This is a genomic window from Isoptericola croceus (assembly GCF_029382255.1).
In the GTDB taxonomy this organism is placed as follows: Bacteria; Actinomycetota; Actinomycetes; order Actinomycetales; family Cellulomonadaceae; genus Isoptericola; species Isoptericola croceus.
The window spans coordinates 25,857-41,615 of the sequence record NZ_JARLLG010000009.1; the positions used below are offsets into that span (position 1 = coordinate 25,857).

At 73.1% G+C, this 15,759-nt stretch carries 16 protein-coding genes; 7 read left to right on the forward strand and 9 right to left on the reverse strand.

All coding sequences use genetic code 11. The annotated features are described in order from the left end of the window. Position 1 precedes the first annotated feature (1 nt). Both dapB and PZC42_RS16790 read left to right on the forward strand, forming a co-directional pair. Positions 2-775: a 4-hydroxy-tetrahydrodipicolinate reductase gene (gene dapB, locus PZC42_RS16785; protein ID WP_277212749.1), complete on the forward strand. Its 774-nt coding sequence runs from the start codon at positions 2-4 to the stop codon at positions 773-775. After that, the gene (locus tag PZC42_RS16790; protein WP_277212750.1) at positions 772-1,257 is read left to right on the forward strand and encodes a hypothetical protein; all 486 of its coding nucleotides are present in this window, start codon (positions 772-774) and stop codon (positions 1,255-1,257) included. Before dapB ends, PZC42_RS16790 begins: the two co-directional genes overlap by 4 nt. On the opposite strand, the gene PZC42_RS16795 is transcribed toward PZC42_RS16790, so the two are convergent. Both PZC42_RS16795 and PZC42_RS16800 read right to left on the reverse strand, forming a co-directional pair. Further along, entirely contained in the window at positions 1,241-1,795 is a 555-nt protein-coding gene (locus tag PZC42_RS16795; RefSeq protein WP_277212751.1) for a hypothetical protein, read from the reverse strand. The two genes, PZC42_RS16790 and PZC42_RS16795, sit on opposite strands and share 17 nt — an antisense overlap. A gap of 45 nt (positions 1,796-1,840) precedes the next feature. Then, on the reverse strand, positions 1,841-3,052 hold the full coding sequence (locus tag PZC42_RS16800) for an MFS transporter (protein ID WP_277212752.1): 1,212 nt from the start codon (positions 3,050-3,052) through the stop codon (positions 1,841-1,843). Between the two features lie 123 nt (positions 3,053-3,175). Here PZC42_RS16800 and PZC42_RS16805 point away from each other — a divergent pair, with 123 nt between their 5' ends. Further along, complete coding sequence (locus PZC42_RS16805; protein ID WP_277212753.1) at positions 3,176-3,964, forward strand: HdeD family acid-resistance protein; 789 nt, start codon at positions 3,176-3,178, stop codon at positions 3,962-3,964. A 24-nt stretch (positions 3,965-3,988) separates the two neighbouring features. On the opposite strand, the gene PZC42_RS16810 is transcribed toward PZC42_RS16805, so the two are convergent. From PZC42_RS16810 to PZC42_RS16825, 4 genes are all read right to left on the reverse strand, one after another. Then, entirely contained in the window at positions 3,989-4,495 is a 507-nt protein-coding gene (locus PZC42_RS16810) for a GNAT family N-acetyltransferase (RefSeq protein WP_277212754.1), read from the reverse strand. 49 nt (positions 4,496-4,544) lie between these two features. Beyond that, a complete protein-coding gene (locus PZC42_RS16815; protein WP_277212755.1) occupies positions 4,545-4,865 on the reverse strand; it encodes an AzlD domain-containing protein in 321 nt (106 codons plus the stop codon). Then, positions 4,862-5,515, reverse strand: coding sequence for an AzlC family ABC transporter permease (locus PZC42_RS16820; RefSeq protein WP_277212871.1), 654 nt, complete (start codon positions 5,513-5,515; stop codon positions 4,862-4,864). Before PZC42_RS16820 ends, PZC42_RS16815 begins: the two co-directional genes overlap by 4 nt. Positions 5,516-5,595: 80 nt before the next feature. Further along, on the reverse strand, positions 5,596-7,062 hold the full coding sequence (locus tag PZC42_RS16825) for an NAD-dependent succinate-semialdehyde dehydrogenase (protein WP_277212756.1): 1,467 nt from the start codon (positions 7,060-7,062) through the stop codon (positions 5,596-5,598). A gap of 143 nt (positions 7,063-7,205) precedes the next feature. Here PZC42_RS16825 and dapA point away from each other — a divergent pair, with 143 nt between their 5' ends. Continuing rightward, positions 7,206-8,129, forward strand: a complete 924-nt coding sequence (gene dapA, locus PZC42_RS16830; RefSeq protein WP_277212757.1) for a 4-hydroxy-tetrahydrodipicolinate synthase — start codon at positions 7,206-7,208, stop codon at positions 8,127-8,129. A 22-nt stretch (positions 8,130-8,151) separates the two neighbouring features. Continuing rightward, positions 8,152-9,837 (forward strand): ribonuclease J, encoded by a 1,686-nt coding sequence (locus PZC42_RS16835; protein WP_277212758.1) that lies wholly within the window; start codon positions 8,152-8,154, stop codon positions 9,835-9,837. A gap of 65 nt (positions 9,838-9,902) precedes the next feature. Here the strand turns inward: PZC42_RS16835 and PZC42_RS16840 are convergent, their stop codons facing one another. Together PZC42_RS16840 and PZC42_RS16845 are read right to left on the reverse strand one after the other, a co-directional pair. Next, positions 9,903-10,418: a P-loop nucleotide/nucleoside kinase family protein gene (locus PZC42_RS16840; protein ID WP_277212759.1), complete on the reverse strand. Its 516-nt coding sequence runs from the start codon at positions 10,416-10,418 to the stop codon at positions 9,903-9,905. Between the two features lie 57 nt (positions 10,419-10,475). Further along, the gene (locus tag PZC42_RS16845) at positions 10,476-11,060 is read right to left on the reverse strand and encodes a TetR/AcrR family transcriptional regulator (RefSeq protein ID WP_277212760.1); all 585 of its coding nucleotides are present in this window, start codon (positions 11,058-11,060) and stop codon (positions 10,476-10,478) included. Positions 11,061-11,156: 96 nt separating this feature from the next. Here PZC42_RS16845 and PZC42_RS16850 point away from each other — a divergent pair, with 96 nt between their 5' ends. Continuing rightward, positions 11,157-11,567: a hypothetical protein gene (locus PZC42_RS16850; RefSeq protein WP_277212761.1), complete on the forward strand. Its 411-nt coding sequence runs from the start codon at positions 11,157-11,159 to the stop codon at positions 11,565-11,567. Between the two features lie 305 nt (positions 11,568-11,872). Continuing rightward, positions 11,873-14,458 carry an FtsK/SpoIIIE family DNA translocase gene (locus PZC42_RS16855; protein ID WP_277212872.1) on the forward strand — a complete coding sequence of 862 codons (2,586 nt, stop codon included), beginning with the start codon at positions 11,873-11,875 and terminating at the stop codon, positions 14,456-14,458. Positions 14,459-14,481: 23 nt separating this feature from the next. Here the strand turns inward: PZC42_RS16855 and PZC42_RS16860 are convergent, their stop codons facing one another. Continuing rightward, the gene (locus tag PZC42_RS16860; RefSeq protein ID WP_277212762.1) at positions 14,482-15,759 is read right to left on the reverse strand and encodes a CapA family protein; all 1,278 of its coding nucleotides are present in this window, start codon (positions 15,757-15,759) and stop codon (positions 14,482-14,484) included.

Here is a 15,759-nt window from a genome sequence, read left to right on the forward strand (position 1 = left end):
TGTGAGCACCACCATCAAGGTCGCCGTCATCGGCGCGGCCGGGCGCATGGGTGCCCAGACCTGTGCCGCCGTCGAGGAGGCGACGGGCCTCGAGCTCGTCGCTCGCCTCAATGCCGGGGACGACGTCGGCGCCGGTGTCCGTGACTCCCGCGCCGACGTCGCGGTGGACTTCACCGTCCCCGCGGTGACGGAGGACAACGTGCACGCCGTGCTCGACGCCGGCGCGCACGCCGTGGTCGGGACCACGGGCTGGGACGATGCCTCCCGGGGGCGGGTCGTCGACCATCTCGAGCGGGTCAACGCCGGACGCGGTGCCTCCGGTCTCGGGGTGCTCATCGCCCCGAACTTCGGGCTCTCGGCGGTGCTCGCGATGACGTTCGCCGCGAAGGCGGCGCGCTACTTCGAGTCGGCCGAGGTCGTCGAGCTGCACCACCCGAACAAGGTCGACGCCCCCTCCGGCACCGCCCGCCACACGGCGGCTGCGATCGCCGCGGCACGGGCCGACGCCGGGCTCGGTCCGTCGCCGGACGCCACCGAGGACGGGTGGGAGGCCCGCGGCGCGGACGTCGACGGCGTGCGCGTGCACGCGGTGCGGTTGCGCGGGCTGGTGGCGCACGAGGAGATCCTGTTCGGCAATGCCGGCGAGCAGCTCACGATCCGTCAGGACTCGTTCGACCGGGCCAGCTTCATGCCGGGCGTCCTCCTCGCCGTGCGCGAGGTCGGGGCCCGACCGGGGCTGACCGTCGGGCTCGAGAACGTGCTGGACCTGTCGTGACCGACGACGGCGCGCCGTCGAGCGCTCGGCGACGCGTGCCGCGCGGGTTCGTCGGCGCCCTGGCCGTCACGGCGCTGCTCGCGCTGTACGTGTGGGCGATCGCGGGTCGAGGCGCGGCCATGCTCGGGAGCGGAGAGCCGGTACTGATCGGCATCGGTGCGGCCGTGCTGATCATCCCGCTGCTGGTCATCGGTCTCATCGTCCGCGAGTTCTGGCTGGCGGCCCGGGTACAGCGCATGGCCGACGAGCTGGCCGCGGCAGGCCAGCTCCCGGTGGACGACCTTCCGCGCTCGCCGGGCGGCCGGATCGACCGCGCGGCGGCGGACGAGGCGTTCGCCGCGGTCCGCCACGGCGTCGACGACGCCCCCGAGGACTGGCGTGCCTGGTACCACCTGGCCTTCGCCTATGACGCCGCGGGGGATCGCCGTCGCGCCCGCGAGGCCCTGCGCCGGGCTTCGTCGCTGTTCACACCGCGGGACTGACGTCGTCGGGCAGCAGGACCCAGCAGTACAGGGCGTGCCGCACGGCCAGGGCTCGTCCGGCCAGCTCACCGAGCCGGCACAGCACGTCGGCGAGCGGTTCGGCACCGATCTGCCCCGGACCAGATGACCGCGCCCCGCTGCGGGCGACGTCTCCGAGGCGGACAGGGGTCGCCGCGGCGAGCTCTGCGGTGACGACGTCCGAGACGGTGACCACCCACGGGCCGTCCGAACCGCCGCTGAGCAGCGTGCCGTGGCGCGGGTGCGCCGTGACCTCACCGTAGGGGCGTGCGCAGAGCAGCCCGCCGAGGACGCCGAGCGTGACGAAGGGATCGATCGTCGGTGCCCGGACGGAGTCGAACAGCGCCTCGCCGGAACCTCGTGCCCAGCTCGACGGGCCGTTCACCTGGTGGGCGACCGTCGCGGCCAGGGCGTCCGTGGGCGCGGCGAAGTACTCGGTGACCATCGGCGCGCCGCCGGCTGGGTCCTCCCGGCGCGCGCCGGCCCCGCGAGCCTCGGTGCTCCTGCCCACGTGCCCCATGGGCACATGCTGGCACTGCCGTGCTACGAGGCGGTCACGGGGCCGTTACCGTGTGGGGTCGGTGCGGCCGGTCGCCGCCGGGTCGCGAGGGAAGGCGCCCCGCGAGATGACGACGGCCGCGCAGGCCACGGCCACGACGCCGGCACCGACCAGGGCCAGTGCGCCGGTGCCCGGTCCGGCCACGACGACGGCTCCGAGCGCGGCGCCGAGGCCGATCCCGAGGTTGGACGTCGCGTTGACGAACGCCCCGGCGAGGTCCGCCGTCGTTCCCTGGGCACGCAGGGCAGCCGCCTGGAAGGTCGCGGGGATCGCGCCGAAGGCGGCGAGCCATAGGCCGCCGGCGACGAGCACACCGACCGGTTGGGGCATGGCGACCGCGAGGAGGGCCAACGAGGCGACGATCGTGGCCATCGAGGTGATCGTCAGGGCTCGCGGTCTGCGATCCAGGTACCGGGCCGCGGCCCACAGCCCGACGAGCCCCAGGGAGCCGAACAGCAGGAGCACGGGCCCGACGGCCGCCTCGGAGAGGCCGGTGGCGAGCAGCAGCACCGAGACGTAGGTGTACACCGCGTAGTGGCCACCGAACAGGACCGTGTTGGTGCCGACGACGATGCCCAGGCGCTTGCGACCCCGCCGGGCGCCCGAGCCGTCACGTGCCGGGGCCGGCTCGACAGCGACGGCGGGCAGCAGGCGTGCCACGAGGACCGCCGTCAGGGCGCAGACGGCGGCGAGCAGCACGAAGGACCAGCGCCAGCCGACGGCGGTACCCAGGGAGGTGGACAACGGCACGCCGAGCACGAAGCCCAACGTCCCCCCGGCGGTGACGAGCGTCAGTGCACGGCCCGTGTAGAGCGGCCCCACGAGCCGGGCGGCGTACGCGATCGACACGGAGAAGAAGACGGCGTGGCCGATCCCGCCCAGGGTGCGCCCGGCGGCCATGACGGCGAAGGACGGCGCGGCCGCCACGAGGAGGTTGCCGGCCACGTAGATCACGAGCGTGACGAGCAGCAGCGGCTTGCGAGGAAACCGTTGGGTGGCCAGGGTCAGGGGGACGGCGCACGCGGCGACGACGAGGGCGTAGACGGTGACGAGCAGCCCGGCCGTCGACTCGGTGACGCCGACGCCGCGGGCGAGCTGCGGCAGGAGCCCGACGGGCAGCACCTCGGTGGTGATCGCGACGAAGTTCGCGACCGCGAGGACCGTGATGCCCCCGGCGGCGTCGCGGACGGTGCGAGCGGGGGAGGTGAGCGGTGGCACCGGCTCATCCTGTCATCCGCACCAGCCGACACGCAGGCGGCGGGCTGCTCGACCGCCGTTCCCCCGTGCGCCGGACGGGTCGCGATCGTAGCCTGACCGCAGCGGACGAGGAGAGGACCACGCATGGGACACGACGGGGTGGAGACCGAGGCGCAGGACGCCGCCGGCAGCGCGATCCGCAACCCGTTCCGGAGGGTCTGGTGGCTGCCCGTCGTGCGCGGCATCGCCTTCGTGGTGCTCGGGCTGCTGCTGATGATCGAGCCGCTCGGTGAGTTCGAGGTCCTGCGACTGCTCCTCGGTGCGTTCCTCGTGCTCGACGCGGTGCTGGTGCTGGTCCAGTGGTTCGTGCACCGGCGTCAGGTGGGATCGGCATGGTGGCTGGCGCAGGCCGGCGTCAACATCCTCTTCGGCGTCGCGGTCGCGTTCTGGCCGGAGCTCTCCCCGACGCCGCTCTACTACGTGCTCGCCAGCTGGACGATCGTGCTGGGGATCGTGGCCGTGGTCGGTGGTGCGGCCCTCGCCCGCAGCCGGGACCTCGGCTGGCCGTGGATGATCACGTTCGGCCTCACGGCCGGACTCTTCGGCCTGCTGCTCGTGACGCGCCCCCTCGACGCTCTGGAGGTGCTGCGGCTCGTGACGATCGTCTTCGCGCTGTTCGCGTTCGTCGCCGGGGCGATCCACCTGGTCTCCGGCTTCGCCGTCCGCTCGGTGTCGCGTGAGCTGTGGGGGCTGCGGGAGCAGGCCGAGAGGGTCGGTGTCGTCGTGACCGGGGGCTCGGTCCTGGGCGCCGCCAACCCCCAGGCCGCTCCGGCCGCGGCGGCGGGACCGGCCGGCCGCCCGGCCGACAGCCCCGCGTCGCCGGACGCCGCGCCCGCCACCTCGACCCCGGTGGACGGCCCGGACACGCGGTAGCCGCGTCCGACAGCCGCAGCGACGTCAGATCGTGGCGGACCAGCGGCGCTCGACGACGTCGCGCACACCGGTCGCGAGCGATCGTTCGGTGCCGTCGGGCCCCAGCCCTGAGGAGGACAGGAAGCGCTCGCGGCCGTCATCACCGTCGAGCACCCAGGTCACGACGTCTTCGGAGCCGTCGGTGCGCAACCGGTCGACGGCGGCGGCGAGCAGACGGGAGCCGTGCCCCGCGAGCCGGTGCTCCGGGGAGACCTCCAGCGCCATGACCTGCCCGGGGGCGACAGCGGCGAAGCCGACGACCCGCGGCCCGTCCAGCGCCACGAGCACGCCGAAGCCCGGGCCGGGTGGGCGGGTGATCGCCTCCGCCCACCGTTGCCGCATGGTCTGCTCGTCCAGGGCGTCTACGGCGTCGCCGAGCGTCTCGCCATGGGTGGCGCGCCAGGCCTCGACCTGGACCTGGGTCACCGCGTCCTCGTCACCGGGGACGGCGGGCCGGACAGAGACGTCGGCGGTCTCGCGGAACAGTGCCATGGGCCCACCCTAGGGCGTGCCGGTCACCCGGCGGCGAGCAGGAGAGCGCTCAGCCCCAGCCGAGCGCCCGTAGCGCGGCGGCCGCCGCGGCGGCGAGGACGACGACCACGACGAACGGCGCCCGGAGCGCCAGCGCGACCGCTGCCACGCCCAGGGCCGGGACGCGGGCGTCGACCACGATCGCCTGACCGTCGGCGAACGCCTGCACGACCACCAGGGAGACGAGCAGGGCGACGGTGACGAGCGTCGAGGTGCGCTGCACCCGTTCCGTGGCGAGCCAGTGCTCGGGGATCAGGTGACCGGCGAGCTTCAGGCCGAAGCTGGCGAGCGAGGCGAGCAGCACGGTCACCCAGAGCACGGTGGCGGTCATCGGCCTACCTTCCCTGTCGCCGCGGCGGACGGTGCCACGAGCCCGACGACGATGGCGACGGCGGCCGCGGCCAGCACCGGTATCCCGGCCGGGGTGACGGGGACGAGGGCGAGCGTGACGACCACGGCGAGGCCGGCGACGGCCTGGGCGCGTCGTGCCGCCAGGCGTGGCCACACCAGGGCGAGGAAGGCCGCCCCGGCGGCGGCGTCCAGGCCCCAGGCGCGTGGGTCGCCGAGCGCGTCGCCGGCCAGCGCGCCCACGAGCGTGAACACGTTCCACAGGACGAAGACACCGATGCCGGCCGTCCAGAACCCTGCGCGGACCGCCTCGGGCGTGCGCTGCCCGACCGCCACCGCGGTCGACTCGTCGATCGTGAGCTGCGCGGCGGCCGCCCGGCGCCAGCCCTGCACCGACAGCAACGGCGCGACCACGGCGCCGTAGAGCATGTTGCGTGCCCCGAGCAGCGTCGACGTCGCCACGGCCGCGACCGGCGAGCCGCCCGCGGCGACGACGCCGATGAGGGCGAACTGCGAGCCGCCCGAGAACAGCAGCAGGCTCAACGCCGCGGTCTGGGCCACCGACAGGCCGGCGACGACAGCGAGCGCGCCGAACGAGATCCCGTACAGGCCGGTCGCGACGGCGACGCTCATGCCCTGCCGGGCGGCGGCGGTGACCCCGGGGGAGGAGGGACGCTTCACGTGGCCCAGGAAACCATGAGGCGGCTCACGGCTCACAACGCGACGTAGACGGTCTCCAGGTACTCCTCGAGGCCGGCCTCGCCGCCCTCGCGGCCGAGGCCGGACTGCTTGACACCGCCGAACGGGGCGCTCGCGTCCGAGACCATCCCGCGGTTGATGCCGATCATGCCGGCGTCGACCTCGTGCGCGGCCCGCATCGCCAGGTCCACGTCGCGGGTGTAGGCGTAGGCGGCCAGGCCGTACTCGGTGGCGTTGGCCAGGGCGATGCCCTCGTCCACGTCGTCGAAGGCGACCACGGGCGCGACCGGCCCGAAGATCTCCTCGGTGACGCAGCGTGCGTCGGCCGGGGTGCCGGCGAGCACGGTGGGCGGGTAGAAGTAGCCCTTGCCGCCGGGGCGCGAGCCGCCGACGACGACCTGCGCGCCGCGGTCGGTGGCGTCCGCCACGAGCTCGTCGACCTTGTCGACGGCGCTCGCGGCGATCAGCGGGCCGACGTCGTGGCCCTCCGCGCCCGGTCCCACGGACAGGTCGGCGAACCGTGCGGAGAGCCGCTGGGCGAACTCGGCCGCGAGGGAGCGGTGCACCAGGAAGCGGTTGGCGCCGACGCAGGACTGCCCGCCGTTGCGCAGCTTGGCGACCATGGCCCCGTCGACGGCTGCGTCGAGGTCCGCGTCGGCGAACACGATGAACGGCGCGTTGCCACCGAGCTCCATCGAGCAGTTCAGCACCTGCTCGGCCGCCTGACCCAGCAGGACGCGTCCGACGCCGGTCGAGCCGGTGAACGACAGCTTGCGCAGCCGACCGTCCGCGATGACGGGTCCGGTCACGGACTTCGCCGACGACGTCGGGACGACGTTGACCACGCCGGTGGGCAGGCCGCGCGCGGACAGCTCGGCGCGCAGGATCTCGGCGACCGCCATCGTGGTCAGCGGTGTGAGCTGGGCTGGCTTGATCACCACCGGGCAGCCTGCTGCCAGGGCAGGGCCGATCTTGCGCGTGGCCATGGCGATCGGGAAGTTCCACGGTGTGATGAGCAGTGCGGGCCCGACGGGACGCCGATGCACGAGCTGGCGATTGGCCCCGGCCGGCGCGGTGCGCATCAGGCCCGGCGCCCGGACGGCCTCCTCGGCGAACCAGCGGAAGAACTCGGCGCCGTACGCGACCTCGGCCCGTGACTCGGCGAGCGGCTTGCCGCCCTCCGCCGTGATGAGGGAGGCCAGCTCGTCGGTACGCTCCAGGATCGCCTCGAAGCACGCCCGCAGCAGCTCGGAGCGGTCTCGCGGCGCGACGGCGGCCCACGCCGGGGCGGCGTCGTGCGCGGCCGCCAGTGCCGCCAGGCCGTCGTCGCCGGTGCCGTCCGCGACGCTCGTCAGCACCTCCTCTGTGGCGGGGTCCACGACATCGAAGGTCGCGCCCCCCGAGGCGGGCCGCCACTCGCCACCGACGAGGACCTGGGTCGGGACGTCACGCACGGGGGAAGGGCTCGTCGTCGCAGTCATACCGCCCAGTATGTGTCGGTCCCGGTTCCCCGCAACAGCCCTGTCCGCCGGCGGTGCGTACGGTGGGACGACGTCTCAGTCCGCAGGCCCGCGGTAACTGGACAGCGGCGCCGGGACGGTGCGCAAAACGGTACGGTGTTCCCATGACGCTGCCCGGTATCGCTGCGCGCCCGTTCGGCGCCGTTCTCACCGCGATGGTCACTCCCATGACGAGCTCGGGGGAGATCGATCTGGAGGCTGCCGCGTCGCTGGCGCGCCGCCTGGTCGCCGAGGGGAACGACGGCCTCGTGCTGTCGGGGACGACGGGCGAGGCGCCCGCCACCCACACGCCCGAGAAGGCGGCGCTCGTGCGCGCCGTCGTGGACGCCGTCGGTGACCGCGCGGCCGTGCTGGCCGGGGCGGGCTCGAACGACACCGCCCACGCGGTGCGTATGGCCGAGCAGGCAGCCGAGGCCGGCGCCGACGGGCTCCTCGTCGTCTCGCCGTACTACTCCCGCCCCACGCAGGAGGGCCTGTACCGGCACTTCGCCGCGGTCGCGGACGCGACCGAGCTCCCCGTGATGCTCTACGACATCCCTGGCCGTGCCGGCGTGCGCATCGCCCCGGCGACGTACGAGCGCATCGCCGCCCATCCTCGCGTCGTCGCGACGAAGGACGCCACCGGTGACCTGACCGACGTGCCCGCCCTGCGCGCGGCGACCGGTCTCGCCTGGTACTCGGGCGACGACACGCTGCTGCTGCCGTTCCTGGCGCACGGTGCCGCAGGGATCGTGTCGGTCTCCGCGCACGTGGTGGGTCGCGCCTTCGCTGAGGTCGTGCGCCGTTTCGACGCGGGCGACCACGCCGGCGCGCTCGAGGTCTTCAGCACGACCCTTCCCGTGGTCGCCGCCATCAACGGTGCCGGCGCGCAGGCCGTCATGACCAAGGCCGCCCTCGAGCTGCTCGGGGCCGTGGACAACCGCGAGCTCCGCCTGCCGAACGTCGCCGCCACCGACGACGACGTCGCGGTCGTGCGTGCCGCCCTCATCGCCGGCGGCGTCCTGGACGCAGCTCCGATCCTTCCGTGACACCCACAGGCAAGGAGGCCATGTGAGCCACCCTCACCCCGAACTCCCTCTTCCTCCCGAGCTGCCCGCGGGCGGACTGCGTATCGTGGCGCTCGGCGGGCTCGGTGAGGTCGGACGCAACATGGCTGTCCTCGAGTACGACGGCCGGTTGCTCGTCATCGACTGCGGGGTGCTCTTCCCCGAGGACCATCAGCCCGGCGTCGACCTGATCCTGCCGGACTTCGAGTACATCGCCGATCGCATGGACGACATCGAGGCCGTCGTCCTCACGCACGGCCACGAGGACCACATCGGTGCGGTGCCCTACCTGCTGCGCCGCCGACGCGACATCCCCATCTACGGCTCCCAGCTCACCCTGGCGTTCATCGAGGCCAAGCTGAAGGAGCACCGCATCAAGCCGGTGACGCGCGTCGTCGCCGAGAACGACACCGTCCGGGTCGGGGCGTTCGGCCTCGAGTTCGTCGCGGTGAACCACTCGATCCCCGACGCGCTCGCGGTGGCCGTGACCACGGGCGCGGGCACCGTGCTGCACACCGGCGACTTCAAGATGGACCAGCTCCCGCTCGACGGCCGTGTGACCGACCTGCGTGCCTTCGCCCGTCTCGGCGAGCAGGGCGTCGACCTGTTCATGGTGGACTCCACCAACGCCGAGGTCCCGGGCTTCGTCACCCATGAGGTCGAGATCGGCCCGGTGCTCGACAGCGTGTTCGCCCAGGCGGAGAAGCGCATCGTCGTCGCGTCGTTCTCCTCGCACGTGCACCGCGTCCAGCAGGTCCTCAACGCCGCTCACGCGCACGGCCGGAAGGTCGCGTTCGCCGGCCGTTCGATGATCCGCAACATGGGCATCGCGGCCGAGCTGGGCTACCTCGACGTCCCCCCAGGGATCCTGGTCGACCTCAAGCGGACCGGGGACGTCCCGGACGACGAGCTCGTGTACATGTGTACGGGATCGCAGGGCGAGCCGATGGCGGCGCTGAGCCGGATGGCGAACGGCGACCATCGCGTCGAGATCGGCCACGGCGACACGGTGATCCTCGCGAGCTCCCTCATCCCCGGCAACGAGAACTCCGTGTTCCGGGTCATCAACGGCCTGACCCGGCTCGGTGCCCGCGTGGTGCACTCCGGGAACGCCAAGGTCCATGTCTCGGGTCATGCCAGCGCGGGAGAGCTGCTGTACTGCTACAACATCCTGAAGCCGAAGAACGTCATGCCGGTCCACGGTGAGGTCCGTCACCTCGTGGCGAACGCGGCGCTCGCGGTGAAGACGGGCGTCCCGGCCGACCGTGTGGTGCTCGCCGAGGACGGTGTCGTCGTGGACCTGGTCGACGGGCGTGCTTCCGTGGTCGGCGCGGTGCCGTGCGGTTACGTGTTCGTCGACGGCTCGTCGGTCGGCGCGGTCACCGAGAACGAGCTCAAGGACCGTCGCGTCCTCAGCGAGGAGGGCTTCGTGTCCGTCTTCGCCGTCGTGGACTCCGCCACCGGCAAGGTGCTGGCGGGTCCGCAGATCCTCGCGCGCGGCATGGCCGAGGACGACGCCGTGTTCGAGGAGATCCAGCCGGACGTCGTCAAGGCGCTCGAGGACGCCATCGCGGGTGGGGCGACGGACACCCACCAGCTCCAGCAGGTGATGCGGCGTGTCATCGGCCAGTGGGTCAACCGTCGGCTCCGGCGTCGTCCGATGATCGTCCCCGTCGTCGTCGAGGCGTAGCGCTCCGCCGGCCGGTCCGTGCGGTGCGGGTCGGGGGTTGGCGCCGCTCGTGGGGCGGCGTCGGCTCAGGGCAGGGCGAGCAGCCCTGCCGCGGCCGCGACGCGCTCCGCGACCTCGGCCGGAGGCAAGCCGTCCGTCATGACGAGATGGTCGGCGGCGACGGACTGCGCCTGCCGGTACCGCTCGAGGTAGAACGGGTCGTCCTCGGTTCCGGGCCGGCGGCCTGCGATCCGCGTGGCCCACGTCTCGGGCGACGTGAGGAGCTGCACCGTGGTCGTGGCGACGTCGGCCGGCGCGAGCGAGCGCAGCAGGTCGTGCATGCCGGCATCCTGGAAGACCCAGGTCACGACCATGTGGTCGACCCCGGCGTCGCGCGCGTTGGACAGGACCGCTCGGATGTTCGCCCGCACCATGGCGACGGTCTGCTCGTCGACGCGCCAGGGCTGGTGCCGCCACAGGGCGTCGATGTCCGCCCACTGCACGAGCGGCCCACCGCGCGAGCGGGCCACGAGTTCGAGGATCTCTTCCGCAGCCGTCGTCTTCCCGACGCCTGGCGCTCCACCCAGCAGCACGAGATGCATGCGGCGAGCCTCGCGCCGGGTCCCGGTCAGAGTCCAGCGAAAATCGGTTGATCCAAATCAGCCGCCCAGCAGTGCCGGTCCGACGGCGGTCGCCGCGGCCGCGTACCCTGCCGTTCGCTCGGCCTCGTCGCCCGGGAGCAGGCCGGCGATCTCGAGCGAGACGAGCCCGTGCACGAGCCCCCACAGCCCGACGGCGGCGGCCTCGACGCGCTCGTCGGGCGCGCCCGGCATCAGGCGGGCGACGGCGTCGCGCAGCACGCGGAAGGTCGGCTGCTCGAGGGCAGGCGGTGCGGCTGCGGACGGGCGGACGGCGCGGTCGAACATGACCCGGTAGAAGTGCGGGTCGGCGAGCGCGCTGGTCCGGTACGCGAGGCCGAGCGCGCGCAGGTCGGCCAGCGCGTCCTCGGTGGGTGGTACCGCGGCGAGGTGCGCCGCGAACCGGCGGAAGCCCTCGGCGCTCACGGCCGCGACGAGGTCGTCGCGCGAGCCGAACAGCGCGTAGACGGCGGAGGCGCTCGTGCCGGCCGCCGCGGCGACCGTGCGGACGGTCACGGCGGACTCGCCGCCCGTGGCCACGGCCTCGGACGCGACCTCGAGCAGGCGGGTGCGCAGTGCGTCGTCGTGCGCGCGCGGTCGAGCCATGCGGTGAGCCTAGACCTCTTGACGGGGGGTTTGCGAACGGTGTTCTATAACAGTGTTCGCAAACCTTCGCCGCGAACTCGACCTCAGGAGGCCATCGTGCTCGAGCTCACCGACGCCGCCCGCATCACCGCGGGCATCGTGCTGCTCGCCGTCGTGACGATCGAGTCCGGCGGGGCGTTCATGGTCCGCGTCGTCACGGGCCGGGTGGCGGCCACCGACTTCCAGGCGTCGTTCTTCCGCGCCGGCCACGCTCACGCCGGGGTGCTCGTGATCCTGGGGCTGCTGTGCTTGCTGCTCACCGAGGCGACGGCGCTGGGCGGGTTCGTGCGGTGGCTCGCCGCGACCGGCGTGCTCGTCGGGGCGATCCTCATGCCCGCGGGGTTCTTCTTCTCCGCCATGGGCACCGGGCGCACCCGCCCGAACCGGGCCGTCGTGCTGCTGCCGCTCGGAGGGCTGGCCATCGCCGCCGGGGTGGTGACCCTCGGTGTCGGGCTGCTGACCGCCTGAGAGCTGACCCGTCGTACCGCGGGGCTGCCGGACACCCAGGACACGCTACCGCCCACCTGCGGCGTCGTGTCCTCTCTCGCGGGTACGGTAGGGACATCATGGCGACCCGGACGACCGCCCGGAGGAACACCGGGAACTCGCGAGGTGCGGCACGGTCGGGGCGAGGTGCTTCGGCGTCCGCGCCCCGTCGCAGCGCGTCCTCGGCCCGGACGGGCACGGCAACGTCTCGGGTGCAGAAGAGCTCTGGACGGGCCGGGTCAGCTGGACGGCGACCGGTGCGCAAGGGCCCGCCCTGGCCGGTCCGGATGGTGCGCGGTGCCTACCTGGGTGTCGCGCACGGCCTGGGCGCCATGACCCGCACGATCACCAAGGGAGCGAGAGACCTGGAACCGGAGCACCGCCGAGACGGCGTGGCCTTCTTTCTCATCGCTGTCGCGCTCGTCGTGGCAGCGCGTGAGTGGTGGGGGATCCCTGGGACGTTCGGCACCGTCGTGCATGCCGTGGTGGCGGGCACGGTCGGGCTGGCCGGCGTCGCCGTCCCCGTGCTGCTGCTCTGGCTCGGGGTGCGTGTCATGCGGCACCCGGAGCGTGGCCAGGCGAACTCCCGTGTCGCCATCGGTCTGAGCCTGATCGTCGTCTCCGTCTGCTCGCTGGTGGCGATCGCGGAGGGGACGCCCTCGCCCCGTGACGGGTTCGCGCTCGTGCAGGACGCCGGTGGCATCATCGGGTACCTCGCCGCGACGCCTGTCGTCATCGGCGTCACCGAGTGGGTGGCGGTCCCGCTGTTCCTGCTGCTGGGGTTCTTCGGGCTTCTCGTCGTCACGGCCACGCCGGTGCACCGCATCCCTGAACGGGTACGGGGCCTGTACGACCGGTTGACCGGGAACCACCATGCCGACGACGAGGAGCCGGGCAGCGGTCTGCGGCTCGCGGACGGCGTCTCCGCGCACGACGGGTCGGACGCATCGACGAAGCCCCGGAAGCGCCGCAAGCGCCGTACCAAGGCCGAGAGGGCGGCGGACGCGGCCGCCGCGGAGCTGGACCAGTACGCCGGCGACGAAGCGTTCGAGAAGGCGGCCACGCTCGATCCGGTCGGCGAGCCCGAGACGGGCGGACGCCGGAGGGTCGACCGCGCGGCGGCCACCCAGCTCGTCCCCGCGGGGACGAAGCCGGCGCCGGTCGAGGCCGTCGTGCCGGCCGAAGGTGCGGAGGCGTTCGTGCGCGCCGCACCCGAGCCCTCACCCGCCCCGCCCGGGCGGGCAGAGCAGCCGATGCTCTCGGGTGACACGGTGTACCTGCTGCCCAGCGAGGAGTCGCTGGTCGAGGGGGCGCCGCACAAGACACGCTCGGCGGTGAACGACCGAGTCGTCGAGTCGCTGACGAAGGTCTTCGCGGACTTCGGCGTGGACGCCGAGGTCACGAACTTCACCCGTGGCCCGACGGTCACCCGCTACGAGGTCGAGGTCGGGGCGAAGACCAAGGTCGAGCGGATCACGTCGCTGTCGAACAACATCGCCTACGCCGTGGCCAGTGCCGACGTCCGGATCCTGTCGCCGATCCCCGGCAAGTCGGCGATCGGCATCGAGATCCCGAACTCCGACCGCGAGACGGTGGTCCTCGGCGACGTGCTGCGGTCCTCGGCCGCCCGCCGCACGGAGCATCCGATGGTCATGGGTGTCGGGAAGGACGTCGAGGGTGGCTTCGTCGTCGCCAACCTCGCGAAGATGCCCCACATCCTCGTCGCCGGGGCGACCGGCGCCGGCAAGTCGAGCTTCATCAACTCGCTGATCACCTCGATCCTCATGCGGGCGACACCGGAGCAGGTGCGTCTGGTCCTGGTGGACCCCAAGCGGGTCGAGCTGACGATCTACGAGGGGATCCCGCACCTCATCACGCCGATCATCACCAACCCCAAGAAGGCGGCGGAGGCGCTCGAGTGGGTCGTCCGGGAGATGGACGCCCGCTACGACGACCTCGCGGCCTTCGGCTTCAAGCACGTCGACGACTTCAACGCGGGCGTCCGGGCGGGAAAGGTCAAGCCCTTGCCCGGCTCCGAACGGAAGATCGCCCCCTACCCGTACCTGCTCGTCGTGGTCGACGAGCTGGCGGACCTGATGATGGTCGCGCCGCGCGACGTCGAGGCGTCGATCCAGCGCATCACCCAGCTGGCGCGCGCGGCGGGGATCCACCTCGTGCTGGCGACGCAGCGTCCGTCGGTGGACGTCGTCACCGGGCTGATCAAGGCCAACGTGCCGTCGCGGCTCGCGTTCGCCACGTCGTCCCTGGCGGACTCGCGCGTCGTCCTCGACCAGCCCGGCGCCGAGAAGCTCATCGGCCAGGGTGACGCCCTGTTCCTGCCGATGGGCGCGTCCAAGCCGATGCGTGTGCAGGGCGCGTGGGTCACGGAGTCCGAGGTGCACTCCGTCGTCGAGCACGTGAAGTCTCAGCTCAAGCCGGTCTACCGGCAGGACGTCACGGCTCCGGCCGCGGCGACGAAGAAGATCGACGAGGACATCGGCGACGACCTCGATCTGCTCCTCCAGGCGGCCGAGCTGGTGGTCTCCACCCAGTTCGGGTCGACCTCGATGCTGCAGCGCAAGCTGCGGGTCGGCTTCGCGAAGGCGGGGCGTCTGATGGACCTGCTCGAGTCCCGCGAGATCGTCGGGCCTTCGGAGGGTTCCAAGGCCCGGGAGGTCCTGGTGCAGCCGGACGACCTGCCCTCTGCGCTGGCCCTCATCCGCGGGGAGTCGACACCGGCTGCCGCCTACGACCAGGAGTCCGACGGCGCCGGGACGGACCGCTACGCGGACGGTACGGACTCGCACCGGCCACCGGTGGCCACCGAGTACCACGACGGGGCGGACACGGACGCCGAGAGTCCCGTGCGCTGACGCCACCCTGGGGCCAGGTGGCCTCAGCCGTCCTCCGTGGTGCCTTCACGAGGCAGGACCACCGGCTCGGGGCCGGTGGCCTCGGGTGGGCCGGTCCGCTCGGGAGCCGCGTCGCTGACCGCGTCGGCGACACGGTCCTGGCGGGCGGCCAGCTCGGCAGCGGAGAGGTTCGTCGCCCCGGGGTCGTCGAGCACGTCGGGCAGCGCGTGCACCCGGTGCCCGGCGGAGATGTCCACGGTCGTGCCGGTCCACCCGACGTCGCTCACCAGGGTCGGGCCGGTGGGCCCTGCCTGGGTGAAGTCCGCGGACAGGAGCACCCCGTTGCTGGTCCGGGCGTCACAGCACGCAGCGCTCTGGTTCGACAACAGGTTGCCCAGGCCGTAGGCGACCCACATCCCCGCGCCGTCGGGTCCGCCGTCGACCCGGGAGAGGCGTTGTGGCACGTGGGCGTGGTGGCCGATCACGAGGTCCACGACTCCGGACGCCCCGAGCGCGGCGGCGACGTCGACCTGCTGGTCGGTGAGGTTCTCGGTGTACTCGACACCGGCGTGCAGGCTGACCAGCACGACGTCGGCACCGTCGTCGCGTGCGCGCTCCGCGTCGGCGACCAGCCTGTCCGTGTCGATGAGGTCAACGGCCCACGGTGCCTCCGGCGGCATCGGCAGCCCGTTCAGGCCGTAGGTCGCGGACAGGTGTGCGACGGTCAGGGTGCGTCCGGACCGCTCGAGCTCGTACAGCTGTGCGGCGAGCTGCTCGGCCTCCGAGCGAGCGGTGCCCACGTGGCCCAGGCCTGCGTCGTCGAACGCGTCGAGAGTCGCGACCACTCCGGCGTACCCGCGGTCGACGGCGTGGTTGGAGGCCGTGGAGCAGCCGTCCCAACCCTGGGTGGCGACGGCCTCGACGAGCTCGGCGGGCGCGGCGAAAAGGGGATAGCCGCTAGGTGCCGTCCCCGGCGGAGCGACGGGTACCTCCATGTGGCACAACGCCAGGTCCGCACCGTCGACCCACGGATCGAGGCCGGCCAGCAGGGACGCGAAGTCCTTGCCGCCGTCGGCGGAGCGCACCACCGGTGCGTGCGGGAGCAGGTCCCCGGCCGCCAGCACCGTGAACGTCGCCGACGGCGCAGGCTCGGGCGGGGAGACCTTCGCGACGGTCGGCTCCGGCGACGCCGTGACGGTCGACGCCGGGCCGGGTGGGTCGTCGGTGAGCGCCTGGCACGCCGTGACGGCCCCCAGCACGGCCGCCGCGACCGCGACACCCAGGGAGCGGGCCGTTGAGCGCGGCTTCGGGGTGTGCTGCAC